The organism is Microvirga yunnanensis (genome assembly GCF_025460875.1).
The window spans coordinates 26,200-53,107 of record NZ_JAMXFI010000039.1 but is presented as its reverse complement, the minus strand read 5'-3'; the positions used below and the strand labels follow the sequence as shown (position 1 = coordinate 53,107).

Sequence of the window (26,908 nt, the reverse complement as noted above, 5' to 3'; positions counted from 1 at the left end):
GGTCGACCATGGCGGTTCGTATCGGGAGTCAGGCTGAGGACCGGCTGAGCGGGACCGGCGCCGCGGACACGATCTACGGATACGATCCCAATGCCCGGACACCGCCCACGGTGGCCGCCACCATGATCGTGTCCGGCCTGGACAATCCTCTCTACCTGACCGCGGCCCCGGGCGATTCCCGGCACCTGTTCATCCTCGAGAAGCGCGGGCTTGTGAAGGTGTACGACACCTCCACCGGCCAGTCCCTCGGCGGATCCTTTCTCGACGTCTCGTCGCAGGTCGCGACCGCCGGGGAGCAGGGCCTCCTCGGGCTCGCCTTCGCGCCCGACTTCGCCACGAGCCGGACGTTCTACGTCTATCTCAGCACGACGGCCGGCGACGTGGAGATCCGGGAATACAGGACCCAGGCAGCGAACCCGCTCGTTGCGGACCCCGGCAGCATGCGGCTCATCGACCGGATCGACTATCCCACGTCCACCAATCACCGCGGCGGGTGGATCGGCTTCGGACCGGACGGGTATCTCTACGCGGCGACCGGCGACGGCGCGAACGGAGGCAATGCGCAAAGCCTCGGCAACCAGCTCGGCAAGATCCTCAGGCTCGACGTCAAAGGCGACGCCTTCCCGTCCGACCCGATCCGGAACTATGCCCTGCCGCCGGACAACCCGTCGTCGATCGAGGGTATTGCCGGCAGCGCGGCGGGCACCGGCATCTACGCGGCCGGCCTGCGCAATCCCTGGCGCGTCGGCTTCGACCGGCTGACCGGCGAGATGCTGATCGGCGATGTCGGTCAGAACACCACCGAGGAGATCGATCTCGGGCGGGCCGGCGCCAATTACGGCTGGAGCGCCACCGAGGGCCCGTTCGATCCCCGGGCGTTTCCGAACTTCACGAACCCGATCTACGCTTACGGGCGCGATCTCGGGATCGCGGTCACGGGCGGCTATGTCTATCGCGGGCCGGAGCCGGATTTCCAGGGGGTCTATTTCTTCTCGGATTTCGGCACGGGCGGGATCTGGACCCTGCAGCGCGCCTCCGGGTCATGGTCGTTCAAGGATCTGACCGGGCAGGTCGCCGTCGGCGGCGGCCCGATCGGTTCCGTCTCGTCACTCGGGGAGGACGGATCCGGCAACCTCTACCTCGTCGATTACGGGGGCAGGATCTTCCGTCTGGATCTCAGGTCCGGCGCCGGCCCCGACGTGCGGGCCGACGCAGCGGACGTGCTCAGCGGCGGCGGCGGCAACGACCGCATCCTGGGCGGCGGCGGCGACGACTCGCTGTACGGCGGCGCCGGCAACGACACCCTGCGTGGCGGACCGGGTGCCGATCTCCTGTCGGGCGGCAGCGGCATCGATTATGCCGATTACCGCGATGCCTCCGGCCCCGTGCGCATCGACCTCGCGCGGAAGACCCAGGCGGGAAGCGATGCCGCAGGCGACCGCTTGGTCGGCATCCAGGGCGCCCTCGGCAGTCCGTTCGGCGACGTGCTCAAGGGCTCCGGGAGCCACGACACGCTCCGCGGCGGCGGCGGCGACGACAGCATCTCCGGCCATGCGGGCGACGACAGACTATCCGGCGATGCCGGACGGGATACCCTCGTCGGCGGCCCCGGAAAGGATTGGCTGTCCGGAGGGGCGGGGGGTGATGTGTTCCGGTGGTCATCGGCCGGGTCGGCCGGGCCGGATCTGGTCCATGCCGATGTGGTCGCCGACTTCAGCCGGAGCGCTCGGGATCGCCTGGATCTGGCCGCGATCGATGCCAACACCCTCCGCGGCGGCGATCAAGCCTTCGTGTTTATCGGCCGGGCCGACTTCACGGCGCCCGGGCAGGTTCGGTACGAGGTCGCAGGATCGGAAGCGCGGGTCCTGCTGAACACGGACGCGGATCATGATGCCGAGGGCGTCATCCGCCTCATGGCGATCCGCAGTCTGAAGGCCGGAGATTTCTTCCTGTAGCAGGCACGACCCACCCCGGTAAATGGCCGCGGAGGGCCGCCCTGGCGCTCCGCAGACCACGCCATATCTAAAGCTCTCCAGTTCCGAGCAAGAGATTCCACGTCATGGCCGATTCCGACCGCGAAGCGAACCGCTTCTCCGCGCGCGCCGCCCGCTACGCCCGCGTGGGCGCCAATATGGGCGGAGTCGCGGCCCGCATGGCCGGCGCCCGGCTGTTCGGCGGCGATGCGCGCGACGCCTCCAACGCGGCCGTGCTGGCGCAGGCGCTCGGCGGGCTGAAAGGGCCGATCATGAAGGTGGCGCAGCTTCTGGCCACCATCCCGGACCTGATCCCGCCGGAATACGCCGCCGAGCTGCAGAAGCTCCAGAGCGAGGCGCCGCCCATGGGGGCTGCCTTCGTGAAGCGGCGCATGCAGGCGGAGCTGGGACCGCAATGGCAGGGCCGGTTCGGCTCCTTCGATCTCAACCCGGCCGCCGCCGCGTCCCTCGGCCAGGTTCACCGCGCGACCACGAAGGAGGGCGAGCAGCTCGCCTGCAAGCTGCAATATCCCGACATGCAGTCGGCCGTGGAGGCGGACCTCAAGCAGCTGGAGCTCGTCTTCGCCCTCCACCGGCGCATGGATCCCGCCATCGACACCCGCGAGATCGCCAAGGAGATCGGCGAACGGGTGCGCGAGGAGCTCGACTACGAGCGCGAGGCCAAGCACGCGGCCCTCTACGCCCAGACCCTGGCCGATGTGGCGCAGGTCCGGGTGCCCCGGGTCCATCCGGACCTGTCCACCCGGCGGCTTCTGTCCCTCGAATGGCTCGAGGGCGAGAAGATCCTCGGCTTCACCGAGGCTCCGGTCGAGATCCGCAACCGGCTGGCGGTGGCCATGTTCAAGGCCTGGTGGCACCCCTTCAGCCATGCGGCCGTGATCCACGGCGATCCGCATCTCGGCAACTACACGGTGTTCTCCGAGGACGGGGAGGCGCAGGGCATCAACCTGCTCGATTACGGCTGCATCCGCATCTTCCATCCTCGCTTCGTGGGCGGCGTGGTCGATCTCTATCGCGGCCTCCAGACGGACGACCGGTCCCGGGTCGTCCACGCCTACGAGACCTGGGGCTTCAAGAGCCTGTCGAACGAGCTGATCGACATCCTCAACATCTGGGCGCGGTTCATCTACGCGCCGCTCCTCGACGATCGCGTCCGCACCGTGGCCGACGGGGTCAAGCCCAGCGAGTACGGCCGCCGCCAGGCCTTCGAGGTCCACAAGGCCCTGAAAGAGAAGGGGCCGGTCACCGTCCCGCGCGAGTTCGTGTTCATGGACCGGGCGGCCGTGGGCCTGGGCGCGGTCTTCCTGCACCTGAAGGCCGAGCTGAACTATCACCGGTTGTTCGAGAACGAAATCGACCGTTTCTCCCTGGACGGCCTGGAGCAGAAGCAGAAGGAGGCGCTGGCCGCGTCCGGTTTACCAAACCCGGTGTAATGAGGTTGCATTCTTCGCCGGTTGGCCTTACAGCCTAACGGTAGGGTAGGGGCAACCGATGAAGATCGCTTTCGTTCACCAGAACTTTCCTGGCCAGTTCCTGCGACTCGCCCGGACCTTCGTGGCCGAGGGGCATGAGGTCGTGGGCCTCGGGATGGTCAAGCAATGCGCCATCCCGGGCGTGAAGTATTTCTCCTACGACGCGGTGCCGGGGCCGGACGATGCGCCCTACCAGAACCGTTACTCCCCGGTCATTCCCCGCCTGCGGCGGGCCTATGGGGTCGCCTACAGGGCCAAGGCGCTGGCGAGCCAGGGCTTCGAGCCCGACGTGGTCGTGGTCAATACCGGCTGGGGCGAGAACCTGTTCCTGAAGGACATCTGGCCCAGGGCCCGCCATGTGGCCTATTTCGAATATTATTACCACGCCAAGGGCCAGGACCTGGATTTCGATCCCGAGTTCCCGGTCACCAACGAGGAGGTGATCTGGCGCCTGCGCCTGAAGAATTCCATGCAGCTCGGCGCTCTCGACGCCGCCGACGTGGCCGTGGCTCCGACCCGCTACCAGCGGGACACGTTTCCCACTTACCTGCGCGACCGGCTCGCCATCATCCATGACGGCATCGATACCCACAAGCTCCTGCCGGACCCGCAGGTCAGGATCCAGCTCGGCGAGGGCGGGCCGCAGCTCACCCGCGAGAAGCCCGTGGTCACCTATGTGACCCGCAACATCGAGCCGATGCGCGGCGCGCATGTGGTCTTCAAGAGCCTGCCTCATCTCCTCGACATCGATCCCGAGCTCAGGGTCGTCATCGTCGGCGGCCGGGGCACGAGCTATTCCGGCTCCGCGCCCGACGGGCAGTCGTGGTTCGACGTATTCAAGGCCCGCATCGAGCGTCCGGTCGACTGGTCCCGGGTCCATTTCGTCGGAAACCTGCCCTATGACCAGTTCGTGAAGGTCCTGCAGGTCTCCTCGGCCCATGTCTACATGACCTATCCCTTCGTGCTGTCCTGGTCGTCCATCGAGGCCATGGCGCTCGAATGCCGGATCGTGGCCTCGGACACCGAGCCGGTGCGGGAGGTCATTCAGGACGGGGTGAACGGGCGCCTCTTCCCCTTCTTCGACGAGAAGGCCCTGGCCGAGCGGGTGCGTGAAACGCTCGCGGAGAAGGAGAGATCCGCCGCCATGGCGGCCGAGGCCCGCCGGATCGCGGTCGCGAAATATGATTATGAGACCGTGTGCCTGCCCCAGTGGCGCGCGTTTCTCGGGATCGCATGAGCGAGACGCCCTCGGGACCAGAGGCGGGCACCTTTCGGACCCGTCCGATGTTAATGATCCGAGTCTGCGCATCGCCGCATGCGGCGCGAAGCATTCATAAAGTTTTCGTTTGGAGCCATTCGAAAGATTGCGGCTCCTCACCGCATGCGCTAAACGCAGCAGTTAACAAGTGACGCTGAACAGGGCTTTGAAACATGGCCGATACAAAACATGCGCCGCACGGGGGCTACAGTCCGGATATGGACAGCCGCGCTCATGAGGCGACCTATCAGGGATTTGTCCAGTTTGCCGAAATCGCCACGGCGGTCATCATCTGCCACGTGCTGGCCCTCGCGGTCGGCGGCATCAAGCATGCCTGGCTGACGGCGATCTTCGGCGTGATCCTCTCCCTCGTGGCGGGTGGCATCGGCGCGATGGCTCCGTCCGTCGGGGTCCGGGCTCCGGCGGCGGTCGGCGTCCTCCTCCTGCTGGCGCTCATCTTCTACTGAGCGGCTGACGATCGCCTGACAGAAACGAGACAAGAGCTTGTACCCAAGCCGTTGACCACATCTTAGGGGGCCTGCATGCGGATCGCCGTTCTCTCCGAAACCGATGGAGCGGAGACTCGCGTTTCCGCCACCCCCGAGACGGTCAAGAAATACACAGGCCTCGGCGCCGACGTGGTCGTGCAGGCCGGGGCGGGAGCGAAGGCCGGCATCCCCGATGCGGAATTCGAGGCCGCCGGCGCTTCGATCGCCGGAACCGCCGGGGAGGCCCTGAAGGATGCCGATATCGTCCTCAAGGTCCGCCGCCCCGCCGAGGGCGAGCTGAAGGGCGCCAAGCCGGGCGCGCTCGTCATCGCCATCATGGATCCCTACGGCCAGGACGCGGCCCTCAAGGCCCTGGCCGACGCGCAGGTCTCCGCGTTTTCCATGGAGCTGATGCCCCGCATCACCCGCGCGCAGGTCATGGACGTGCTGTCATCCCAGGCCAATCTCGCCGGCTACCGGGCGGTGATCGATGCCTCGGCCGAGTATGGCAAGGCGTTCCCGATGATGATGACCGCGGCCGGCACGGTACCGGCCGCGCGCATCTTCGTCATGGGCGCCGGCGTCGCCGGCCTCCAGGCCATCGCGACCGCCCGCCGCCTCGGCGCCGTGGTGACCGCCACGGACGTACGCCCAGCCGCCAAGGAGCAGGTCGAGAGCCTGGGCGCCAAGTTCGTCGCCGTGGAGGACGAGGAGTTCAAGCAGGCCGAGACCGCCGGCGGCTACGCCAAGGAGATGTCGGCCGAGTACCGGGCCAAGCAGGCCGAGCTGGTCGCCTCCCATATCGCCAAGCAGGACATCGTCATCACCACGGCCCTGATCCCCGGCCGGCCGGCGCCGAAGCTCGTGTCCCGCGCCATGGTGGAATCCATGAAGCCCGGCTCCGTGATCGTCGATCTTGCGGTGGAGCGCGGGGGCAATTGCGAGCTGGCCCAGCCGGGGCAGGTGGTGGAGCACAACGGCGTGAAGATCGTGGGCCATCTCAACGTGCCCGGGCGCCTCGCCGCCACGGCCTCCAGCCTCTACGCGAAGAACCTCTACGCCTTCGTCGAGACGCTGGTGGACAAGGAAACCAAGGCTCTGGCCGTGAAGTGGGACGACGAGCTGGTCAAGGCCACCTGCCTGACCCGTGACGGCGCCATCGTTCACACCGCCTTCCAGCCGACCGCTTGAACCGTCCAGGGGAGGACACCATGGCAACGCTTACGCCCGAACAGGCCGTCGAACAGGCCCGAGCGGCGGCAGAGGCTGCCCGCCGCTCGGCCGAAGCCGCTCAGACCATCGCCGATCAGGTGGCGGATGCGGCCGGGGCCGCCGCCGCGGCCGTCACCCACGGGGCCGTCGACCCGACGGTGTTCCGTCTCGCCATCTTCGTCCTGGCGATCTTCGTCGGCTACTACGTGGTCTGGTCGGTGACCCCGGCGCTGCACACGCCGCTCATGTCGGTCACCAACGCCATCTCGTCCGTGATCGTGGTCGGCGCCCTTCTGGCCGTCGGCGTGGACGTGGCGCCCGCCCTCGGCGAAGGGCCGATCTGGGCCCGGGTGCTCGGCTTCATCGGCCTCGTCCTGGCGTCCATCAACATTTTCGGCGGCTTCCTGGTGACCCAGCGCATGCTCGCCATGTACCGCAAGAAGGGGTGAGGCGATGTCGGCCAATCTAGCCTCGATCCTCTACCTCATCTCGGGCGTCCTGTTCATCCTGGCGCTGCGGGGCCTGTCTCACCCGACCACGTCCCGGCAGGGCAACCTCTACGGCATGGTTGGCATGGGGATCGCCATCCTCACCACCCTGTTCGTATCCCCGCCGAGCGGCTTCGGCGGCTGGGCCCTGGTGATCCTGGGGTTGGCCATCGGCGGCGGCGTCGGAGCGGTGGTCGCCCGGCGCGTGCCCATGACCGCGATGCCCCAGCTGGTCGCCGCGTTCCACTCCCTGGTCGGTCTCGCGGCGGTCCTGGTGGCGGCGGGCGCGCTCTATGCGCCCCAGGCCTTCGGGATCGGCTCCGTGGGCACCATCCACGGCGGCTCGCTGTTCGAGATGGCGCTCGGCGTCGCGATCGGCGCCATCACCTTCACCGGTTCGGTGATCGCGTTTCTGAAGCTCGACGGGCGCATGTCCGGCAAGCCGATCCTGCTGCCGAGCCGCCACCTCATCAATATCGGCCTCGGCCTCCTGCTGCTGGTCCTGCTCGTCGCCTTCATCCGCACGGAGAGCCATGCGGCCTTCTGGCTGATCGTGCTCGTCTCCTTCGTGCTCGGCGTCACGCTCATCATCCCCATCGGCGGCGCCGACATGCCGGTGGTGGTGTCGATGCTCAATTCCTATTCCGGCTGGGCGGCCGCCGGCATCGGCTTCACCCTCGGCAATCTCGCGCTCATCATCACGGGCGCCCTGGTCGGCTCTTCGGGCGCGATCCTGTCCTACATCATGTGCAAGGGCATGAACCGCTCCTTCATCTCCGTGATCCTCGGCGGCTTCGGCGGCGAGACGGCCGCCGCCGGCGGCGGGGCTGTCGAGACCCGGCCCGTCAAGCAGGGCTCGGCGGACGACGCCGCCTTCATCATGAAGAACGCCGCCAAGGTCATCATCGTGCCCGGCTACGGCATGGCGGTCGCCCAGGCGCAGCATGCGCTGCGCGAGATGGCCGACGAGTTGAAGGCCGAGGGCGTCGAGGTGAAGTACGCCATCCACCCGGTGGCGGGCCGCATGCCCGGCCACATGAACGTGCTCCTGGCCGAAGCCAACGTGCCCTACGACGAGGTGTTCGAACTCGAGGACATCAACGGCGAATTCCCGCAGGCCGACGTGGCCTTCGTCATCGGAGCCAACGACGTGACCAACCCGGCCGCGAAGACCGATCCGTCCTCTCCGATCTTCGGCATGCCGATCCTCGACGTGGAGCGGGCCAAGACCGTGCTGTTCATCAAGCGCGGCATGGGCTCGGGCTATGCGGGCGTCGAGAACGAGCTGTTCTTCCGCGACAACACCATGATGCTCTTCGGCGACGCCAAGAAGGTGGTGGACGAGATCCTGAAGAACCTCTGACGCATCCTGACCGCGAATGCTTCATGCCCGGCCCGGCGCCGGGCATTTTCGTGTCCATCATCGAGATCACCGGCCTCGGATCTCCATTGTTGGGAGCGCAGCGCCTCACCGCATCGGGATGGCCGGCACAAGGCCGGCCATGACGTGGGGAGGGTGTTGTCACGGCCCTTGCCACCTTCTCCGCGTCATCACCCGCCCATCCCACCTCTCCACGTCATCACCGGGCTCGTCCCGGTGATCCCGCTTCCGAGAGGCGCCGCGCTTCACCTTATCGGGATGGCCGGCGAGAGGAGGGTGATGACTAGAGCATCGGACGGAAAAGTGGATCCGGTTTTCGCTGGCGCGGCCCGCTGGGTCCGTTCTGACCGATGCTCTCATTCAAGAAGAAAGCATCGGATGGATCCCAAAAGTGCATGTCCACTTTTCACGTCCGATGCTTTAGCCGGCCATGACGGGAGAGGCGGCAGAACCGGAAGTGTCCGACCCCGCGCTCCAGCGCAGCGCCCCACCGCATCGGCCTAGCCGGGACGAGCCCGGCCGTGACAGGGAAAGCGAGGTCATGACGCAGGGGATGAAATCTGCTTTAACGCGAACCCCGATGCGCTTTCCCGGACCCTGACATGTCCCCGATTACCCTCCGCACCGCCCTTCCAGCCGACCGGGAGGCCGTCATCGAGCTCATCCACCAGCTCAACGTGTTCGAGGCCGACCTCGTCGGCGACCGGCGGCGCGACTACAAGGCTGCGGCGGAATATTACGACGAGCTGATGCAGCGTCTGTCCCGGCGCAACGGCCGCATCGTGCTGGCGCGGGCGGAAGGGGCGACGGTCGGCGCCATGGGCTTCTCCCTCGACCAGGACGCCGCCTATGTGGCCGACGGCTTCCGCAATCACGGAACGGTCACGGACCTGATCGTGCACAACGACTGGCGTGGCCGCGGCATCGGCCAGATGCTGCTCAAGGAGGCCGAGCGCCTGACCAAGGAAGCGGGGCTCAAGCGGCTCTTCATCGGCGTCCTGGTGGCCAATGAGAGGGCGGACCGCACCTACCGGGCCTTCGGCTTCGAGCCTTATGTCTCGATCCTGTCGAAGGAGGTGTGAGGATCGGGATAGGCCTCCTCCCAGGTCTTGAGCATCGTCAGCTTCGGCCAGTGGGCCGCCCACGCCTTGGCCCCGATGCGTTCCCGGTCAACGTCCATCTTGAATGCGAAGGCCGGCATCGGCCGCACGATCGGATCCAGACGATCCTGCCGGCGCCGATCCGGGCATCGGGAAGCCCGAGACCCTCCACATGCGAAAGAAGCGCATGCAGGCCCGCATGCGCTTCGAGACGATTTTGGATGTCGGCGATGATGCGCAGGGGAGGGGCCGGGTTCACGCCGCCTCCCGCGACAGCCCTTACGAGCGGAACAGGCCTGCCACGCCGCCCTGCAGCCGGGAGCTGCCCTGGCGGGCGACGCTGTTGCTGTTGTCGAGCGCGAGAGCCCGCTGATAGCTCTCGAGAGCCTGGCTCCGGTCGCCCTTGCGCTCGAGGGCCACGCCGCGCCAGGCCCAGGAATCGGCGTCCTTGTTGTTCACGTTGAGGGCCGCGTTGAAGTCCTCGATGGCCTTGTCGTACTGGTTCGTCGCCACGAAGCTCTGGCCGCGGGCCGCATAGGGCGCGCCGACGAAGGGATTGCGGTCGATGGTGGCGTCGAAGTCGAGGATGGCCTGGGGGTGCATGCCCTGGCGCTGGTAGAGCAGGCCGCGCGAGTGGAGCGCCTCGGCGGATTCGGGCAGCAGGCGGGTCGCCATGTTCAGGTCGCTGAGGGCTTCCTGGTACTGGTTCTGGGCGCGGTACAGGTTGGCGCGTCCGATATAGGCCGGGCCATAGTTCGGATCGGCCTGAATGGCCCGGCTGAAGTCGGCGAGCGCCTGGTCGTTGCGGTTCGTCTGCCGCAGGGCGAGGGCGCGGTTGGTGTAAGCCGGTGCATAATTCGGATCGAGCTGCACCGCCTTGGAGAAGTCGGCCATGGCGCTGCTGTAGTTCCCCACGCGCGCATATGCGGCGCCGCGGGTGTTGTAGGCGCTCGGATCGTTCGGGTTGCGCTGGATCACGTCCGACAGGGACGAGATGTTGACCGTGCTCGTCCCCTGCGTGTCCTCTTCCACGACGGCAATGCGCTGGCTGGGTCCGCCGCCCGTGGTGGTGCAGGCCGCGAGGCTAAGGGCAACGAGGGTCAGGCTCAGGGGGGCTAAACGGCGAATCGATGGGGCGAACACCTTCGTCTCCAGCTTGTTTACTCACGGTACCAGGGAGCGGCACTCTGGCGGGAAATCCTTAACAGCCGTGAAACAAGGCATCAAAAAGGCGCCGACGCAAGAGATAATGCAACTGAGTTCGCTCCGGGCAAAACGAGCCCCAGACATGCAAACAGCGCCCCGCTTGCGCGACGGGCGCTGATTCACAACCGGTCGGCGAGGCCTTTTTCAAGGCCTGCTCGAAGAGCTTAGCGGGTCGGACGGGGCTTGGAAGGCAGCAGGCCTTCGCGCTGCATGCGCTTACGGATCAGCTTGCGGGCGCGGCGAACGGCCTCAGCCTTCTCGCGGGCCTTCTTCTCGGACGGCTTCTCGTAGTGACCGCGAAGCTTCATCTCGCGGAAGATGCCCTCACGCTGCATCTTCTTCTTGAGAGCGCGGAGCGCCTGATCGACGTTGTTATCCCGGACAAGAACCTGCACGCGAATTCCTCGTGTTTGAACCGTTTCGATTGTGACAAAAAAACAATGAGGCGCGTCATGCGCACCTCTATCTGGTCGGCGTCGATACCAGAAGAAGCCTTGCCTGTCCAGGGTTGCTTCTCAAGAAAAGCGCCGGTCCAGGGGGACAACGGCCCCGGTCCCGAATGGTTCAGCCCCTGTCCGGGAAAACCCGGGTGACATGTCCCATCTTGCGGCCCGCGCGGGCCTCCGTCTTGCCGTAGAGGTGCAGATGAGCCCCGGGCTCGGCCAGGATCTCCTCCCAGGCATCGGCGTCGTGCCCGATCAGGTTCCTCATCTCGACCCGTCCGAGGCGGGCGGTTTCCCCCAGAGGCCAGCCGCAGACCGCCCGCACATGCTGTTCGACGCCCCCCAGGGTCCAGTGGCCGGAATTGTGCACCCGGGGGGCGATCTCGTTCACCACCAGGCGCTCGGATCCGTCCCCGGTGACGAGGAACAGTTCGACGGCGAGAACGCCCACGTAATCCAGGGCCTCGGCGATCGACCGGGCGATCCGGACCGCCTGCTCCTCCGTGTCGGGCGAAACGCCGGCCGGAACCGCCGTGGTGTCGAGGATATGGTTGCGGTGCTCGTTGGCGCAGAGATCATAGGCCGCGAACGCGCCGGACGCCGTTCGCGCGGCGACCACCGAAACCTCCCGCTCGAAGGGCACGAAACCTTCCAGGATCGAGGCGGCGCGCCCGATCTCGTCCCAGGCCGCGACCGGGTCGGTCTCGGGGCCGATCTTCACCTGGCCCTTCCCGTCATAGCCGAAGCGGCGGGTCTTGAGCACGGCGGGCCGGCCGATGCGCTCGACGGCTTCGGCCAATTCCGCCTCGCTGGACACCGGCGCGAAGGGCGCGACCGCGATGCCGAGGCCGGCGATGAAGCTTTTCTCGAGGAAGCGGTCCTGCGACACGGCCAGGGCCTGGGCGTTGGGGGCCAGCAGGGCATGGGCGCTCAAGGTGGCGGCCGTTTCGCTCGGCACGTTCTCGAATTCATAGGTCACCACGTCGACCGCCTTGGCGAAGCGCACCAGGTTCGCCTCGTCCTCATAGGCCGCGATGGTGTACTCGGCCGCGACCTCGAAGGCCGGGCTGTTCTCCTCCGGCGCGTAGACATGCGTCCGCAGGCCCAGCTGCGCCGCCGCCATGGCGATCATGCGGCCAAGCTGGCCGCCGCCGAGGATGCCGAGGGTGCAACCGGGACGAATCATCGGTTCATCAGCCTTCGTTGGAGGGGCGCTCGGCCACGCTTTCGCTCTGGCGTGCCCGCCAGGCGTCGAGGCGCTCGGCGAGAGCGGAACCAGCACGGCCGCGGCCAGCAGCGCCGCGTTCACCGCGCCGGCGCGGCCGATGGCGAGCGTGCCCACCGGAATGCCGGCCGGCATCTGGACGATGGAGAGCAGGCTGTCCTGGCCGGACAGGGCCTTGGATTCGACCGGGACGCCGAAGACGGGCAGGGGGGTCATGGCGGCCGCCATGCCGGGCAGGTGGGCGGCCCCTCCGGCGCCCGCTATGATGACCTGGAAGCCTTCCGCCCTGGCGCCCTTGGCGAAGGAGAAGAGCCGGTCCGGCGTGCGGTGGGCGGACACGATGCGGGCATCGTAGGCGATTCCGAGCGCATCGAGCGTCTCGGCCGCGTGGCGCATGGTGGCCCAGTCGGACTGGCTGCCCATGATGATGGCAATGGGAGGATGCGCCATGGCGTGGCTCCGGCTTCGAGGCCTTCAAGTCTTCAGCCGGAATAGCGAAGCCGCCCCGGGCAGGCAAGGCCGTTCCCGCGAAGGCGCTGGATTCTCACGCGATAATGTCGGGGGTGAGCTGATCCTCGAGCCGGATGATCTGATCCTTGAGGGAAAGCTTGCGCTTCTTGAGGCGCTGGACCTGAAGCTGATCGCCGGCGACCATGCTCTCCAGGGCGTCGATGGCCATGTCGAGGTCGCGGTGTTCCTGCTTCAGACGGGCCAATTCCGCTTCAAGTTCAGCCAATTCGGTCATTGAAATTACCTAGAGCCACGGACCCAAAATGGATTCCACCGGCGGGATCGATCCGATGCTCAATCCCTCCAGCGGCGCATCGTTGGGCGCGGACCCAGCGGGCCGCGCAAGCGAAAACCGGGTCCACTTTTCCGTCCGATGCGCTAGATGCCCGGCCGACTTGCCTTTGGGCCAAGAGGGGCGGAAGTATGCTCTCGGGCCCTGTGGAGAGCAAGATCGCCCAAGCATCTTCTACTCTCGATTCTTCGAATTTCGCCTTCGACTCGCCACACTCTGTCTGCCACAATCGGCCTGTCAGTAGATCGAATAGGAGGAACTGACATGCCGCTGCAGAATCACCTGACGGAACTGGAACGGAAGCACCGCGCCCTCGAGCGCGAGATCCAGGACACCCTCAACAGACCGTCGGCGGATGACATGAGGCTGGCAGAACTCAAGCGCAGGAAGCTTCAGCTCAAGGACGAGATCATGCGACTGAGAAGCTCCGAATCGGCGTTGCACTAGCCGTAGAATTCCCTGCAATTTCCCACCTGAAGAAGCCGTCGCTTCACCCAACGAGCGGCGGCTTTTTCATGGGCGCCTCACAGATACGCGGCGACGCCGTCATAGATCAGCTTGGCGCCCACCAGGATCAGCAGGACATAGACGGCCGTATAGAACGCCTGGCCGGAGACGCGGCGCACCAGGAGGACGCCGGCCCAGGTCGACGCGATGGCGACCGGAAACAGGGCGCCCGCCGTCGCCATGTTCTCCGTGGTGAACTGTCCGAGCGCCAGATAGGGCGGCACCTTGATCCAGTTGACGAGCGCGAAGAGCACGGCCCCCGTTCCGACGAAGATGTCTCGCGGCAGGCGCTGGGGCATGACATAGATCTGGAAGGGCGGGCCGCCCGCATGGGCGACCATGCTGGTGAAGCCGGTCACCCAGCCCCAGAAGATGCCGCGCGGCACGTCGGCCGGCGCGGGCTTCGGCGGGGTGGCCCGGCGTTCCACCACCATGCGGCGGACAGCGAAGGCCACCGAGATCACCCCGACCGCCAGCTTGACCGCCGCATCCGAGACCTGGGCGGCCAGGAGATAGCCCGTGACGATGCCCGAAATGGCCCCCAGGAGCAGGATCACCACGTTGCGCCGGTCCCAGGCGTGCCGGTAGGCCCAGACGGACACCACGTCCTGGACGATCAGGATCGGCAGGGTGATGGCGGCCGCCTGGACGGGCGAGACCACGAGGGCCATCAGGGGGAGCGAGAGGGCGCCGAGCCCCGAGAAGCCGCCCTTGGCGAGGCCGAGCAGGATCACCGCGGGAATGGCGGCGGCATAGAAGAGAGGATCGGTAATCACGACAGCACTCGCCGAAAGTCGACTCACCGAAAGTCGCCCCTGACCACGGCTTGGGGGCCTGCTACCACAGCAGGCGCTTGAAGTCTCATGCACTGAACGCAACGGGGAACGCCATGCCATCCGCCCAGAGCCGCTATCATGAGGTCTATGCCGGCTGGAAGGCCGATCCGGTGGGTTTTTGGGAAGAGGCGTCCCGGGAGATCGACTGGATCAAGCCCGCCGAGGCGGTGTTCGACCCGCAGGCGGGCGTTTACGGCCGATGGTTCGTCGGCGCCGAGTGCAACACCTGCTACAACGCCGTCGACCGGCACGTAGCCACGCGCGGCGACCAGGCGGCGATCATCTACGACAGCCCCGTCACCGGCACCAAGCGCAGCAGCACCTATGCCGAGCTGCAGGACGAGGTCGCGACTCTCGCGGCCGTCCTGCAGGACATGGGCGTCACGAAGGGCGATCGGGTCGTCATCTATATGCCGATGATCCCGGAAACGAGCTTCGCCATGCTGGCCTGCGCGCGCATCGGGGCCATTCACTCCGTGGTCTTCGGCGGTTTCGCCGCCAAGGAGCTCGCGACCCGCATCGACGACGCCCGGCCGAAGATCATCCTGTCCGCGTCCTGCGGCATCGAGGGCGGGCGCATCATTCCCTACAAGCCGCTCCTGGACGAGGCGATCGCCCTGTCCTCGTCCAAGCCGGAGGCCTGCCTCGTCTTCCAGCGGCCGCAGCTCGCCTGCGCCCTCGCCGAGGGCCGCGACCGGGACTGGGCCGGCGCCGTCGCGGCAACCAGGGCCCAGGGCCGGAAGGCCGACTGTGTTCCCCTGGCCGCGACCGACCCGCTCTACGTGCTCTATACGTCGGGCACCACCGGCATTCCGAAGGGGGTGGTGCGCGACAACGGCGGCCATATGGTCGCGCTGAAATGGTCCATGGGCCATTTCTTCGGCGTGCAGCCGGGCGAGGTGTTCTGGGCGGCTTCCGACGTGGGCTGGGTGGTCGGCCATTCCTACATCGTGTACGGGCCGCTGCTTCACGGCTGCACGGCCATCCTCTACGAGGGCAAGCCGGTGGGCACGCCCGACGCGGGCGCCTATTGGCGGGTGATCTCGGATCATGAGGTCGTGACCCTCTTCACCGCGCCGACCGCCTTCCGGGCGATCAAGAAGGAGGATCCGAAGGCGGAGCTCCTGAGAAACTATGATCTCTCGTCCTTCCGGGCCCTGTTCCTGGCCGGCGAACGGGCGGATCCGGATACGGTCAAATGGGCCGAGGACATCCTGCAGGTTCCGGTGATCGACCATTGGTGGCAGACGGAGACCGGCTGGCCCGTGGCCGGCAATCCCCTCGGGCTCGGCGCGCTTCCCGTCAAGCATGGATCGCCCACGGTGCCGATGCCGGGCTACACCCTCGAGGTGCTGGACGAGGGCGGCAAGCCGGTGGGGCCCAACACCATGGGGGCCATCGTGATCAAGCTGCCGCTGCCCCCAGGCGCCCTGCCGACCCTGTGGCAGGCGGACGGGCGCTTCCGGGACTCGTACCTGTCGGTCTATCCCGGCTACTACAACACCTCGGATGCGGGCTATCTCGACGAGGACGGCTACATCTGGGTCATGGGCCGCACCGACGACATCATCAACGTGGCGGGCCACCGCCTGTCGACGGGCGGCATGGAGGAGGTGCTGGCCTCCCATCCGGCGGTGGCGGAATGCGCGGTGATCGGCATGAAGGACGCCCTCAAGGGCGAGGTGCCGTGCGGCTTCGTGGTGCTCAAATCCGGCATCGACCGGCCGCCGGAGGAGATCGAGGCCGAGCTGGTGGCGCTGGTGCGCGACAGGATCGGGCCCGTGGCCGCCTTCAAGCTCGCGATCACCGTGGCTCGCCTGCCCAAGACCCGTTCGGGCAAGATCCTGCGCGGCACCATGAAGAAGATCGCCGACGGCGATTCGTGGTCGACGCCCGCGACCATCGACGACCCGATGATCCTGGCCGAGATCGGGGACGCGCTGCGGGCGAGGGGGCTTTCCGTCTGAAAGGAACCCGAGGATGCCGAATTCAGCCGAGGACGAGCAGGCGCGTTTCGAAGCCCTGCTGGCGCAGGCCCTGGGAGAGGACGACAAGGCCCTGGCCCACCGTGCGGCCAAGGATCTGCGCGGCGAGGCGCGGCACGATGCCGTCGGGGCGAAAGCGAGCTTCGAGCGTCAGCGCGACAGGCCCGCGAAGCCGCGCCGGCGGCTGCGCCGCCGGGAGGCCGCGCCGCCGGGAGGCGGTCAGGAGTGAGTAGACGCCCCCTCAAGGAAAAGGCCCGGATCGCTCCGGGCCTTCCGTCTCGAAATCCTACTCCTACTCCTCGTCCTCGTCGTCGCGCCTGAGCTGCTTCAGCTTGGCGAAGACCGAGTTGACGTCGATGTTCTCTTCCTGCGCGGGCTTCGGGCGGCTCATGTCGGCGAACGGGTCGACCCGCTCGGGTGCCGTGGAGATCTCCGCCGGCATCAGGGTGCCGCCATGCTCCTGGGTCTCGACCTGCGGCCGGTCCTTGGCGGCGCGCTGGACCTCGAAGTCGAGGTCGATCTGCGAGCAGAGGCCGAGCGTCACCGGGTCCATGGGCGAGAGGCTCGCCGAGTTCCAGTGCGTGCGGTCGCGGACCTGCTGGATCGTGGTCTTGGTGGTGCCCACGAGGCGCATGATCTGCGCGTCCTTCAGCTCGGGATGGTTGCGCACGAGCCAGAGGATCGCGTTCGGGCGATCGTGGCGGCGGGACACCGGGGTGTAGCGCGGCCCCTTCTTGACCCGCTTCTGCTCAGGCAGCTTCACCCGCGTCTCGGCGAGGCGCAGGCGGTGGTTCGGGTTGTCCTGAGCCTTCTCGATCTCCTCACGGGTCAACTGGCCCGTGGTCACCGGGTCGAGGCCCTTGATGCCTGCCGCGACCTCGCCGTCGGCGATGCCCTTCACCTCGAGCGGGTGAAGCTTGCAGAAATCGGCGATCTGGTCGAACGACAGCGATGTATTCTCGACGAGCCAGACGGCTGTCGCCTTCGGCATCAACGGTCCCTGGGACATGAATGTGAACCTCCTTCAGGCCGGGCGCCGGATGTCGGCGCCGCACGGCAAAACTCTCTCGCGCTCCGAACCGGCCCGGCCGGAGCATCTCGTCTCACGATGTGAGGGAAACGAGATGATTATAGGGATCGTGCCGGGATGTTGCAAATTTTAAAGGGTCAGCACGATCTTGCCGATGTGCTCGCCCCCGTCCATCCGGGCATGGGCCTCGGCCACGTCCTCGAAGGCGAAGCGCGAGTCCATGACCGGCCGGCACCGGCCCTGTGCCAGGAGCGGCCAGACCCTCTCCTCGAGCGCCTCGGCGATCTCGGCCTTTTCCGCCGGGGACCGCGGGCGCAGGGTCGAACCCGTATGGGTGAGCCGCTTGACCATCAGGCGGCGGAAGTCGACTTCGGCTTTCGGGCTCCGGAGGAAGGCGATCTGCACGATCCGGCCGTCCTGGGCGGCAGCCTCGTAGTTGCGGGGGATGTAGTCGCCGCCGACCATGTCGAGGATCACGTCCACGCCCCGGCCCCCTGTGGCGTCCTTGGCGGCCGCCACGAAATCCTGGTTCCGGTAGTTGACCGCCACATCGGCTCCGAGGCGCAGACAGGCGTCGCATTTGTCCGCCGATCCGGCGGTCGCGATCACCGTGGCGCCGAAGGCCTTGGCGAGCTGGATCGCCGTGGTGCCGATTCCGGAGGTTCCGCCATGGACGAGCAGCGTCTCGCCCGATCGCAGTCGCCCCCGGTCGAACACATTGGTCCAGACGGTGAAATAGGTCTCCGGGATAGCGCCGGCCTCCTCGAAGGAGAGACCTGGGGGAATCGGCAGGGCATTGCTCTCATGGACCACCGCATAGTCCGCATAGCCCCCGCCGGGGACCAGGGCCATGACCGGGGCGCCGACGGCAAATCGTGCGGCGTCGGGGCCCGCGGCCGCGACCTCGCCGGCAATCTCGAGCCCGAGGATGTCCGGAGCGCCGGGGGGCGGCGGGTAGCCGCCCTGGCGCTGGATCACGTCGGGGCGGTTCACGCCGGCGGCCTTCACCTGGACCAGGATCTCGCCTTCCTTCGGCACGGGAACCGGACGCTGGACGATCCTGAGAACCTCCGGCCCGCCGCTCCCTTCGGCGACGACGGCGCGCATCATCTGCGGGATCTGCCGCATTTTTCCCTCCTTTGGTCAACAAGCTCCCGGGATATAGGCCCCGTTGGCAAGGAATACATGCCGGATTAACGTTGACGACGAACAGAAGGAGAATGCCATGGCCCTCGACCCCTTCGCCGATGAGCCTCGCCAGATCATGAGCGGGCACGAGATCGGCCAGGATCTCTCGATGCTGTCCATCGACGAGCTCGACGAACGCGTCGAGATGCTGGAGCAGGAGATCGCCCGCCTCAAGGAGGCGAGGGACCGGAAGGAGAATTCCCGTGCGGCTGCGAGCGCCTTCTTCAAGCTCGGCCAGGGGTAGGGCCGGAATCGAGGTCCATGCAACGAAGGAACGTCCTTAACGGCGCGTTAACCATTGCCGGTTTAGGAATCAGGCATCCGGGCCTCGTCCTGGATGCCGAGTGGCTTTGAAGCCCACTCTGTTCGACGCTTCCCTGTGAGACTTGAAGAGCCGCCCCGAGCGGCTCGATTTTTGTGGTCGGCGGGTTACCGAGGCAAGACCCGCGGGACCGTCCTATACTCATCTCAACAGGTCGCAACCTCCGTCCCTCGGCGCGGAGGGCAGGTTTTTGGGAGATGTGCGTGAACGAGCCCGACGTGATCCAGCTCGATGTCGATCCTGTCCGGTTCGGGCAGAGTTTCGTGGGGTCCGAGGCCTTCAAGGCCCTCTTCCAGGAGGGCATGGAGCTCATCGAGGAAACCGCCGCTTATCTCGACGGCCCCGGCCGCGAGGAGTCCCGGAACCTGCCGCGCCAGGAAAGCCTCGTCTATGCCAGCGAGAGCATGCGCCTCACCACCCGCCTGATGCAGATCGCCTCATGGCTGCTGCTGCAGCGCGCGGTGGCGGAAGGGGAGATCTCTCCCGATCAGGCGCAGCTGGAGAAGAACCGGGTCCGCCTGAGCTCCCAGGACACCGCCACCACGGTCTCCGAATACGAGGCGCTTCCCGCGCGCCTGCGGGAGCTGATGGGCCTGGCAACCCGGCTCCACGCCCGGATCCTCCATCTCGAGCGCCTCATCGCCGAGGCGGGAGCCCCCTCGCAAGCTCCGGTTCCCAACCCGGTCGCGACCCAGCTCGGCATGCTCCAGCGGGCTTTCGGCCTGACGGAGTAGCGGCTTCGGCCCGGATCCGTCATCGCCGGGACAAGGCCGGCCATGACGAACCCGGCCATGCGGCCCTCGCTGCGAGAGCAAGCGGACGAGCAAAGAAAAAGCCCCGCCGAAGCGGGGCTTTCGCGTTCCGGTGACGTCACCAGCGCAGGGCGCCGGCTTACTTCTTGGCGCCGAGGCCCAGGCCGCCGAACTTCGAGTTGAAGCGCGACACGCGGCCGCCGCGGTCGAGCAGCTGCTGCTGGCCGCCGGTCCAGGCCGGGTGGGTGTTCGGGTCGATGTCGAGGTTGAGGGTGTCGCCCTCTTTGCCGTAGGTCGAGCGGGTCGTGTACTCGGTGCCGTTGGTCATGACCACTTTGATGAAGTGGTAGTCGGGATGATCGGTTTCTTTGCGCGCCATTGCCATAGTCCTTGTTGCGGCCAGCCAGATCTGGTCAGCCCGCAATGTTGAGATCGAGCCTGAATTGATGAATGCGCGCCTATACCTCACTTAAGACCTTGAAACAAGCCGGGCTAGAGCATCGGACCCAAAAGTGGACCCACTTTTGGGATCGGATCCGATGCTCCCCGCCTCAAGGGGCGCATCGTCCGGGACCTGACCACCTTCTCCACGTCATCACCGGGCCTGTCCCGGTGATCCCGATTCCGAGAGGCGCCGTGCTCAAGACAATCGGGATGGCCGGCACTGTTCGCACCGGCCCTGACCATCTTCTCCACGTCATCACCGGGCTCGTCCCGGTGATCCCGATTGTCCGATGCTCCCCTCTTGGCTGGCGCACCGTTGACCGCGAAAAACCGGGTCTACTTTTTCGCACGGTGCGCTAAAGGTGCTAAACCGCCCGGTGTCACAATTCCCGAAGACGTAAGGTGTCATGGCCGACCATTCCCAAGGGCAGAACCGCCCCAAGGCTGCGCTGAGCGCCCTGAAGCCGCTCATTCCCTACGGCTTGGCTTACAAGGGGCGGATCGCGGCGGCGCTGGTTGCCCTCGCCATGGCGTCGGCGGCGACCCTGGTGGTGCCGATCGCGGTCAGGCGGGTCATCGATTTCGGCTTCTCCGAGCAGGGCCGGGCCTACATCAACGCCTATTTCGCCCTGCTGGTCGTGGTGGTGGGCGTGCTCGCCGTGGCGAGCGCCCTTCGGTACTACTGCGTCATCACCCTCGGCGAACGGGTCGTGGCGGACCTGCGCTCCGCCGTGTTCCGGCACCTGACCTCCCTCGACCCGGCCTTCTTCGACCAGACCAAGAGCGGCGAGATCGTCTCCCGGCTTCAAGGCGGCCTTCGGGGTCAGCATCTCGATCGCCCTGCGCAATCTCTTCCTCTTTCTCGGGGCGACCGTCCTCATGATCATCACGAGCCCGAAGCTCTCGGCGCTCGTGCTTTTGGCCATCCCGGTCATCGTCCTGCCTCTGGTCTTCTCGGGCCGGGCCGTGCGGCGACGCTCCCGGGCCGCCCAGGACCGCCTCGCGGATGCTTCCGCTTATGCCGCGGAGGCGATCGGCGCGGTCAGGACCATGCAGGCCTTCGGCATGGAGAACCTCACCGCCGCCCGCTTCGCCGCGGCCGCCGAGGACGCCTTCGACGCGGCCAGGCTGTCGACCACCATGCGGGCCTTCCTGACCGGGGCCGGCATCTTCCTGGTTTCTGCGAGCGTGGTCGGCGTGCTCTGGTACGGCGCCCAGGACGTGCTGGCGGGGCAGATGACCGGCGGGCGCCTGTCGCAGTTCGTGCTCTATGCGGTCTTTGCCGCAAGCTCGCTCGGCCAGCTTTCGGAGGTCTATGGCGAACTCGCCCAGGCGGCCGGCGCCGCGGAGCGCCTCGGCGAGATCCTCGCCGCCAAGCCCGCCGTGGAGCGTCCGCTTCACCCGAAGCCTCTGCCGGAGCCGCCACTCGGCACCGTGGCCTTCGACCATGTTCACTTCGCCTACCCGACCCGGGCCGACCAGCGCGCCATCCACGGGCTGAGCTTCGCCGTGGGATCCGGCGAGCGGGTCGCCATCGTCGGGCCCTCGGGGGCCGGCAAGAGCACGGTCCTGCAGCTGCTGCTGCGCTTTTACGATCCGCAGAGCGGCACGATCCGGGTCGACGGGGTGGCGGTCCACGAGACGGATCCCTTCGCCCTGCGCGCCCGCATGGCCCTCGTGCCCCAGGAGCCGACGATCTTCGCTGCCTCCGTCCTCGACAACATCCGCTACGGCCGCCCGGACGCCACGGAGGAGGAGGTGCGCCGCGCCGCCGAGCTCGCCTCCGCGGACGGATTCATCCAGGCCCTGCCGGAGGGCTACCGATCCATGATCGGGGAGCGCGGCGTCACCCTGTCGGGCGGCCAGCGCCAGCGTCTGGCCATCGCCCGCGCGATCCTCAAGGACGCCCCGATCCTGCTCCTCGACGAGGCGACCTCCGCGCTCGACGCGGAGAGCGAACGCAAGGTCCAGACCGCCCTCGACCGGCTGATGGAAGGCCGCACCACCCTGGTCATCGCCCACCGCCTGGCCACCGTGCGCTCCGCCGACCGCATCCTGGTCATGGACAAGGGCGTGATCGTGGAAGAGGGCACTCACGAGACGCTCCTCGCTCTGGGCGGTCTCTATGCGCGTCTGGCCCGGCTCCAGTTCACGAGCGCCGACGAGCATCACGAGGCGGCCGAATAAAATCTCCATCCGACCCATGTTTGCCATGCTTTCATGGGAGACAGGACCCACACAGGCGATTCGTCCGGCCGGGAGGACGGCATGGTGGTCAGCAGGAGGCACCCTCAGGATTCCCCCCGCATCAACGTCCTCGAGCCGTGGGATCTCCAGTACTGGTCCGACCGCTGGAACGTCCCGCGCCAGCAGGTCGTCGAGACCATCCGCCGGGTCGGCGATCAGGTCCACGACGTCGCGCTGGCCTTGGGGAAGAGGTAAGCGCAAAGGTCTGCCGGTCTGGTGTGACCGCCCGGGCATGCTACTACATGGCTCATGCCCGATCTTTACCCACCCATAGATCCTTATGATGCCGGCAAGCTCGAGGTTGGCGACGGGCATCTCGTCTATTGGGAAACCTGCGGCAACCCGGCCGGACGGCCGGCTCTCGTTCTCCATGGAGGTCCCGGCTCAGGCTGCACCGCGAATGCGCGACGCAGCTTCGACCCGGGCGTCTACCGGATCGTGCTGTTCGATCAGCGTGGCAGCGGGCGGAGCACACCCCATGCGAGCGAACCCGGCATCGACCTGTCCACCAACACCACCGCCCATCTGGTCGACGATATCGAGCGGCTGCGGGAGCATCTCGGGATCGGGCGCTGGCTGCTGCTGGGCGGGTCCTGGGGTTCGACCCTGGCTCTCGCCTATGCCGAGCGGCATCCGGAGCGGGTCTCGGCCATGGTGCTGTTCAGCATCGCCACCACCACGGAGGCCGAGATCGACTGGATCACCCGGGGCGTTGGGGCCTTCTTTCCCGATGCGTGGAGCCGGTTCAGGGCAGGCGTCCCGGAGGCGGATCGGGAGGGAAGCCTCGTCGAGGCCTATCACCGCCTGCTCATGGATCCGGATCCTGTCGTCCACGAAAAGGCCGCACGGGACTGGTGCGACTGGGAAATCGCCGTCGTGGCGGTGCATCCGGGCCACAAGCCCCATCCCCGGTATGAGGATTCGGCCTTCCGTCTAGGATTCGCGCGACTCGTCACCCATTTCTGGCGCCATCGCGCCTGGCTCGAGGAGGGGGCTCTGCTGCGCGATGCCGGCTGCCTCGCGGGCATCCCCGGCGTCCTGATCCATGGCCGGCTCGATATCGGCGGGCCCCTCGTGACGCCCTGGAGCCTTCAACGGCACTGGCCTGGCAGCGAACTGATCGTCGTCGCCCAGGCCGGGCACGACGCGCGCGATCCGGGCATGACCGAGACCATCGTGGCCGCGACGGATCGGTTTGCGCGGCTCACCGCTCCGTGAGCTTCAGCTCGATGCGGCGGTTGCGGGCATAGGCCTCTTCCGTGGTGCCGTTGTCGAGGGGCTGGAACTCGCCGAAGCCGGCCGCCACGAGATGCTGGGGCTGGACGCCGCGCGCGACCAGCGCCTGCACCACCGCGATGGCGCGGGCCGAGGACAGGGCCCAGTTCGACGGGAACTGCGAGGTGGCGATGGGCCGCTGATCCGTGTGGCCGTCGACGCGGATCACCCAGGGGATATCGGGCGGAACCTGGCGCTCCAGCTCGATGAGGGCGCTGGCGATGCGGTCGATCTCGCCGGAGGCCTCGGGCCGCAGGAAGGCTTGGCCGGCCGGGAAAAGCACCTCGGACTGGAACACGAACCGGTCGCCGACGATGCGCACGTCGGGCCGGCTGCCGAGGATCTGCCGCAGGCGGCCGAAGAAGTCGGACCGGTAGCGGGCGAGCTCCTGGACCCTCTGGGCCAGGGCCACGTTGAGGCGGCTGCCGAGGTCGGCGATCCGGGCCTGGCTTTCCTTGTCGCGGTTTTCGGACGCGGACAGGGCGTCCTCCAGGGCGGCCAGCTGGCGGCGCATGGCGGCGATCTGCTGGTTGAGGATCTCGACCTGGCTCAGCGCCCGGCCGGTGGCCTGGCGCTCGGTCTCGAGCTGGGTGCCCAGCTCCTGCGCCTGGGCCTGCGCGGCGCCGCCGCTGTCCAGAAGGCTCTGCAGGCGCGCCCGCTCGGCCTCGTTGGCCCGCAGGGTGGTCTGCAGGGACGTGACCGTGTCCTCGATGGTGCGCCGGTTCGAGCGCTCGAGGGAGAGAAGGTCGGTCAGTTCCGAGATCTGGCGGTTCAGGCGGTCGAGCACCGTGTCGCGGCCCGACAATTCGCGGGACAGGAAGAACTGGCCCACGGTGAAGACCGAAATCAGGAAGATGATGGCGAGCAGCAGCGTCGACAGGGCGTCGACGAAGCCCGGCCAGTAATTGATCTGGCCTGAGCGCCCGCGCCGGCGGCCTCCTGCGCTCGAGGCCGGCATCAGGGCAGCCTCTCACGGGACAGACGGTCGAGCACCTGCTTGAGCTCCTTCTCGCGGGCCGCCTGAGCCTCGACCCAGTCGCGGATCATCTGCTGCTCGGCGCGCATGTGCTGCACGAGGCCCTGCACGCCCTCGGCCAGGTTGGCCATGGCCTGGGTCGCGGCCCGGCCGCCGGCGCCGTCGTTCACGGCGGCGGTGAGCCGGTTCAGCGCCACCGTCAGGTCGTGCGAAGTGGCGCCGGCGCGCAGGGACGTATCGGCGGGCGTGTCCATGGTGGAGGTGGCGAGCCAGTCCTCCAGCTCCGTGTAGAAGCGGCTCTGGGCCTGGCCGGCCTGAAGATCGAGGAAGCCGAGGACCAGGGAGCCGGCGAGGCCGAAGAGCGACGCCGGAAGGACAGGCCCATGCCCTGCAGGGGGCCGGCGAGCGAATTCTTCAGCTCGTCGAACAGGACCGCCGTGTCCTGGCCGGTGCGCAGCGACGAGATGATGCGCCCGACGGAGCCCACCGTATCGATCAGGCCCCAGAAGGTGCCGAGCAGGCCGAGAAACACCAGCAGGCCGGCGAGATAGCGCACGATCTCGCGGCTCTCGTCGAGGCGGGCCCCGATGGAATCGAGCACCGAGCGGGTCGCGGCGACGGAAAAGCCCGCCTGACCGGGCCGGTTGCCGAGGAGAGCCGCCAGCGGCGCGAGCAGGACCGGCGGGGAGGGGGCGACGAGCCCATCCTCGGATTGCCGCAGGGTGTTGACCCACCGCACTTCGGGAAAGAGCCGCCAGACCTGCCGGATCGCCAGCACGATGCCGATGAACATGACGCCCAGGATCAGCGCGTTGAGGCCGGGATTGGCCTGGAACGCCTCCCAGATCTGCCGGTACAGAATGAAGGCGACGAACCCTGCCAGAACCAGGAAGACCGCCATGCGGATCAGATAAATCCGCGGTGGGGTAAGGGGTTGGTCCGCCATCGCTATCCTGTGCGTTCGTGCTTCGGGCCTGCTCTCGAGCCTCGGACGTGAAAAGTGGAATCCACTTTTGGGATCGATCCGATGCTCCTTCCCTGAAGCGGCGCATCGTTCCCTGCGGAAAACCGGGGCCACTTTTCCGCACGATGCCCCAATGTGACCGTGACCGTCCGAAGGATCAAGCGCGACCATGGTCCCCCTCGGCCGGCACGAACAGAAATATCGCCGGCGGAAAGACGAGAGCTGTTTCCACTGGTGTGGAATCACCTCTCTTCCTAGCCGTGCCGCATTCTTGACGGCGAACCGGATCCACTTCGCCGAAAAAGGCTCTAGCGCATCGTGCGGACCCAGAGGGCCACGCTCGTGAAAAGGAGACTGGGTATTCGCTGGCGCGGCCCTTCGGGTCACTGGCGTGGCCCTTCGGGTCGCTTGCGCGGCCCGCTGGGTCCGCCCCGAACGATGCGCTCTTCAAAGAGTGGAGCATCGGATCCGATCCCAAAAGTGGGCCCACTTTTGGGTGCGATGCTCTAGCCTTTGGCTTTTTTCAGGAGCTTGAGCAGGTCGCGGTGCATGACCTCGTTGCCGCAGGCGATCGAGCCCTTGGCCATCGGGTCGCTGCCCCCGTCCGCGTCCGACACGAAGCCGCCCGCCTCGCGGACCATCAGGATGCCGGCCGCCATGTCCCAGGTGTTCAGGCCGCGTTCCCAATAGGCGTCAAAGCGCCCGCAGGCCACGTAGGCCAGGTCGAGGGCGGCGGCGCCCCAGCGGCGCATGCCGCCCACATAGCCCATCACGGCGGCGGTCTCGCGCAGGAAGAGGCCGTGATCGCCCCGGCCGATATGGGGCAGGCCGCAGGCCACGACGGCATCGGCGAGATGCGGCGGTTGTTGAGATAGGCGCCCTTGCCGCGCTCCGCGATGAAGAGTTCGTCCTTGGCCGGGTCGTAGATCACGCCGGCGACGATCTGGCCGTCCCGCTCCAGTCCGACCGAGATGGCGAATTGCGGCAGGCCGTGCAGGAAGTTCGTGGTGCCGTCGAGCGGGTCGATGTGCCAGCGATGGCTCGGGTCGGTGCCCTCGACCACGCCTTCCTCCTCCATGACGAAACCGTAGCCGGGGCGCGCCTTCTCGAGCGCCTCGCGCAAAATCTTCTCCGCCTTGCGGTCGGCCGCCGAGACGAAGTCGCCCGGGCCCTTGCGGGAGACCTGCAGGTTCTCGACCTCGCCGAAATCGCGCTTGAGCGAGCGCGAAGCCTTCATCACGGCATCGGTCATGACGGTCATGAGGGGCGAACGGATCATCGGGCAGGTCCTGGCAAAGAGCGAACATCAAAAG

General features: G+C 67.2%; 25 protein-coding genes and 4 pseudogenes. 16 read left to right on the top strand and 13 right to left on the bottom strand.

All coding sequences use genetic code 11. The features are described from left to right. Positions 1 to 8: 8 nt before the first annotated feature. The 8 genes from NF876_RS43175 to NF876_RS19685 all read left to right on the top strand — a co-directional run bounded on the left by NF876_RS43175 (position 9) and on the right by NF876_RS19685 (position 9,375). Entirely contained in the window at positions 9 to 1,955 is a 1,947-nt protein-coding gene (locus NF876_RS43175; RefSeq protein ID WP_315975054.1) for a PQQ-dependent sugar dehydrogenase, read from the top strand. A gap of 104 nt (positions 1,956 to 2,059) precedes the next feature. After that, positions 2,060 to 3,427 carry an ABC1 kinase family protein gene (locus NF876_RS19715; protein WP_262270352.1) on the top strand — a complete coding sequence of 456 codons (1,368 nt, stop codon included), beginning with the start codon at positions 2,060 to 2,062 and terminating at the stop codon, positions 3,425 to 3,427. Between the two features lie 58 nt (positions 3,428 to 3,485). Further along, entirely contained in the window at positions 3,486 to 4,703 is a 1,218-nt protein-coding gene (locus NF876_RS19710) for a glycosyltransferase (protein WP_262270351.1), read from the top strand. Positions 4,704 to 4,897: 194 nt separating this feature from the next. Next, positions 4,898 to 5,191, top strand: coding sequence for an aa3-type cytochrome c oxidase subunit IV (locus NF876_RS19705; protein ID WP_173948057.1), 294 nt, complete (start codon positions 4,898 to 4,900; stop codon positions 5,189 to 5,191). A 75-nt stretch (positions 5,192 to 5,266) separates the two neighbouring features. Further along, positions 5,267 to 6,403, top strand: a complete 1,137-nt coding sequence (locus tag NF876_RS19700) for a Re/Si-specific NAD(P)(+) transhydrogenase subunit alpha (RefSeq protein WP_262270350.1) — start codon at positions 5,267 to 5,269, stop codon at positions 6,401 to 6,403. Between the two features lie 20 nt (positions 6,404 to 6,423). Further along, a complete protein-coding gene (locus NF876_RS19695; protein WP_262270349.1) occupies positions 6,424 to 6,873 on the top strand; it encodes a proton-translocating transhydrogenase family protein in 450 nt (149 codons plus the stop codon). A 4-nt stretch (positions 6,874 to 6,877) separates the two neighbouring features. After that, positions 6,878 to 8,275 (top strand): NAD(P)(+) transhydrogenase (Re/Si-specific) subunit beta, encoded by a 1,398-nt coding sequence (locus NF876_RS19690; protein ID WP_262270348.1) that lies wholly within the window; start codon positions 6,878 to 6,880, stop codon positions 8,273 to 8,275. Positions 8,276 to 8,895: 620 nt separating this feature from the next. Next, on the top strand, positions 8,896 to 9,375 hold the full coding sequence (locus NF876_RS19685; RefSeq protein ID WP_262270347.1) for a GNAT family N-acetyltransferase: 480 nt from the start codon (positions 8,896 to 8,898) through the stop codon (positions 9,373 to 9,375). Here the strand turns inward: NF876_RS19685 and NF876_RS19680 are convergent. The 6 genes and pseudogenes from NF876_RS19680 to NF876_RS19655 all read right to left on the bottom strand — a co-directional run bounded on the left by NF876_RS19680 (position 9,345) and on the right by NF876_RS19655 (position 13,012). After that, on the bottom strand, positions 9,345 to 9,503 hold the full coding sequence (locus NF876_RS19680) for a hypothetical protein (protein ID WP_262270346.1): 159 nt from the start codon (positions 9,501 to 9,503) through the stop codon (positions 9,345 to 9,347). The genes NF876_RS19685 and NF876_RS19680 overlap by 31 nt on opposite strands. Before the next feature lie 169 nt (positions 9,504 to 9,672). Then, on the bottom strand, positions 9,673 to 10,536 hold the full coding sequence (locus tag NF876_RS19675) for a tetratricopeptide repeat protein (RefSeq protein WP_262270345.1): 864 nt from the start codon (positions 10,534 to 10,536) through the stop codon (positions 9,673 to 9,675). Between the two features lie 227 nt (positions 10,537 to 10,763). Then, complete coding sequence (gene rpsU / locus NF876_RS19670) at positions 10,764 to 10,994, bottom strand: 30S ribosomal protein S21 (RefSeq protein WP_009763401.1); 231 nt, start codon at positions 10,992 to 10,994, stop codon at positions 10,764 to 10,766. A 169-nt stretch (positions 10,995 to 11,163) separates the two neighbouring features. Next, positions 11,164 to 12,228 (bottom strand): 5-(carboxyamino)imidazole ribonucleotide synthase, encoded by a 1,065-nt coding sequence (locus tag NF876_RS19665; RefSeq protein ID WP_262270344.1) that lies wholly within the window; start codon positions 12,226 to 12,228, stop codon positions 11,164 to 11,166. 7 nt (positions 12,229 to 12,235) lie between these two features. Further along, positions 12,236 to 12,717: pseudogene (gene purE / locus NF876_RS19660) on the bottom strand (5-(carboxyamino)imidazole ribonucleotide mutase). 94 nt (positions 12,718 to 12,811) lie between these two features. Beyond that, a complete protein-coding gene (locus tag NF876_RS19655; protein WP_036355000.1) occupies positions 12,812 to 13,012 on the bottom strand; it encodes a YdcH family protein in 201 nt (66 codons plus the stop codon). A 321-nt stretch (positions 13,013 to 13,333) separates the two neighbouring features. Between NF876_RS19655 and NF876_RS19650 the strand changes: the two genes are divergently transcribed. After that, positions 13,334 to 13,516, top strand: a complete 183-nt coding sequence (locus tag NF876_RS19650; protein WP_262270343.1) for a YdcH family protein — start codon at positions 13,334 to 13,336, stop codon at positions 13,514 to 13,516. Between the two features lie 77 nt (positions 13,517 to 13,593). On the opposite strand, the gene NF876_RS19645 is transcribed toward NF876_RS19650, so the two are convergent. Beyond that, positions 13,594 to 14,352 carry a sulfite exporter TauE/SafE family protein gene (locus NF876_RS19645; protein WP_262270342.1) on the bottom strand — a complete coding sequence of 253 codons (759 nt, stop codon included), beginning with the start codon at positions 14,350 to 14,352 and terminating at the stop codon, positions 13,594 to 13,596. A gap of 113 nt (positions 14,353 to 14,465) precedes the next feature. Between NF876_RS19645 and NF876_RS19640 the strand changes: the two genes are divergently transcribed. Then, positions 14,466 to 16,379 (top strand): propionyl-CoA synthetase, encoded by a 1,914-nt coding sequence (locus NF876_RS19640; RefSeq protein ID WP_262270341.1) that lies wholly within the window; start codon positions 14,466 to 14,468, stop codon positions 16,377 to 16,379. A gap of 13 nt (positions 16,380 to 16,392) precedes the next feature. Then, entirely contained in the window at positions 16,393 to 16,626 is a 234-nt protein-coding gene (locus tag NF876_RS19635; protein WP_262270340.1) for a hypothetical protein, read from the top strand. 63 nt (positions 16,627 to 16,689) lie between these two features. On the opposite strand, the gene NF876_RS19630 is transcribed toward NF876_RS19635, so the two are convergent. Both NF876_RS19630 and NF876_RS19625 read right to left on the bottom strand, forming a co-directional pair. Next, entirely contained in the window at positions 16,690 to 17,406 is a 717-nt protein-coding gene (locus NF876_RS19630) for a DUF1013 domain-containing protein (protein ID WP_262270339.1), read from the bottom strand. Positions 17,407 to 17,556: 150 nt separating this feature from the next. Then, positions 17,557 to 18,555 carry an NAD(P)H-quinone oxidoreductase gene (locus NF876_RS19625; RefSeq protein ID WP_262270338.1) on the bottom strand — a complete coding sequence of 333 codons (999 nt, stop codon included), beginning with the start codon at positions 18,553 to 18,555 and terminating at the stop codon, positions 17,557 to 17,559. Between the two features lie 97 nt (positions 18,556 to 18,652). Here NF876_RS19625 and NF876_RS19620 point away from each other — a divergent pair, with 97 nt between their 5' ends. Both NF876_RS19620 and rcdA read left to right on the top strand, forming a co-directional pair. After that, a complete protein-coding gene (locus NF876_RS19620) occupies positions 18,653 to 18,859 on the top strand; it encodes a DUF1192 domain-containing protein (protein WP_173948042.1) in 207 nt (68 codons plus the stop codon). Positions 18,860 to 19,140: 281 nt separating this feature from the next. Continuing rightward, complete coding sequence (gene rcdA / locus NF876_RS19615; RefSeq protein ID WP_262270337.1) at positions 19,141 to 19,671, top strand: protease adaptor protein RcdA; 531 nt, start codon at positions 19,141 to 19,143, stop codon at positions 19,669 to 19,671. A gap of 157 nt (positions 19,672 to 19,828) precedes the next feature. Here rcdA and rpmE read toward each other — a convergent pair whose 3' ends face one another. Beyond that, positions 19,829 to 20,068: a 50S ribosomal protein L31 gene (rpmE, locus tag NF876_RS19610; RefSeq protein WP_262270336.1), complete on the bottom strand. Its 240-nt coding sequence runs from the start codon at positions 20,066 to 20,068 to the stop codon at positions 19,829 to 19,831. A 472-nt stretch (positions 20,069 to 20,540) separates the two neighbouring features. On the opposite strand from rpmE, the pseudogene NF876_RS19605 reads away from it, so the two are divergent. From NF876_RS19605 to pip, 3 genes and pseudogenes are all read left to right on the top strand, one after another. Then, a pseudogene (locus NF876_RS19605) lies at positions 20,541 to 22,320 on the top strand (ABC transporter transmembrane domain-containing protein). 81 nt (positions 22,321 to 22,401) lie between these two features. After that, positions 22,402 to 22,575, top strand: coding sequence for a DUF3606 domain-containing protein (locus NF876_RS19600; protein ID WP_262270335.1), 174 nt, complete (start codon positions 22,402 to 22,404; stop codon positions 22,573 to 22,575). Between the two features lie 54 nt (positions 22,576 to 22,629). Then, complete coding sequence (gene pip, locus NF876_RS19595) at positions 22,630 to 23,598, top strand: prolyl aminopeptidase (RefSeq protein WP_262270334.1); 969 nt, start codon at positions 22,630 to 22,632, stop codon at positions 23,596 to 23,598. Here pip and NF876_RS19590 read toward each other — a convergent pair. The 3 genes and pseudogenes from NF876_RS19590 to NF876_RS19580 all read right to left on the bottom strand — a co-directional run bounded on the left by NF876_RS19590 (position 23,585) and on the right by NF876_RS19580 (position 26,874). Next, the gene (locus tag NF876_RS19590) at positions 23,585 to 24,613 is read right to left on the bottom strand and encodes a peptidoglycan -binding protein (RefSeq protein ID WP_262270333.1); all 1,029 of its coding nucleotides are present in this window, start codon (positions 24,611 to 24,613) and stop codon (positions 23,585 to 23,587) included. The genes pip and NF876_RS19590 overlap by 14 nt on opposite strands. Further along, a pseudogene (locus NF876_RS19585) lies at positions 24,613 to 25,577 on the bottom strand (flagellar motor protein MotA). The gene NF876_RS19590 and the pseudogene NF876_RS19585 overlap by 1 nt, the downstream one beginning before the upstream one ends. Positions 25,578 to 26,101: 524 nt before the next feature. Next, a pseudogene (locus tag NF876_RS19580) lies at positions 26,102 to 26,874 on the bottom strand (inositol monophosphatase family protein). Positions 26,875 to 26,908 lie beyond the last annotated feature (34 nt).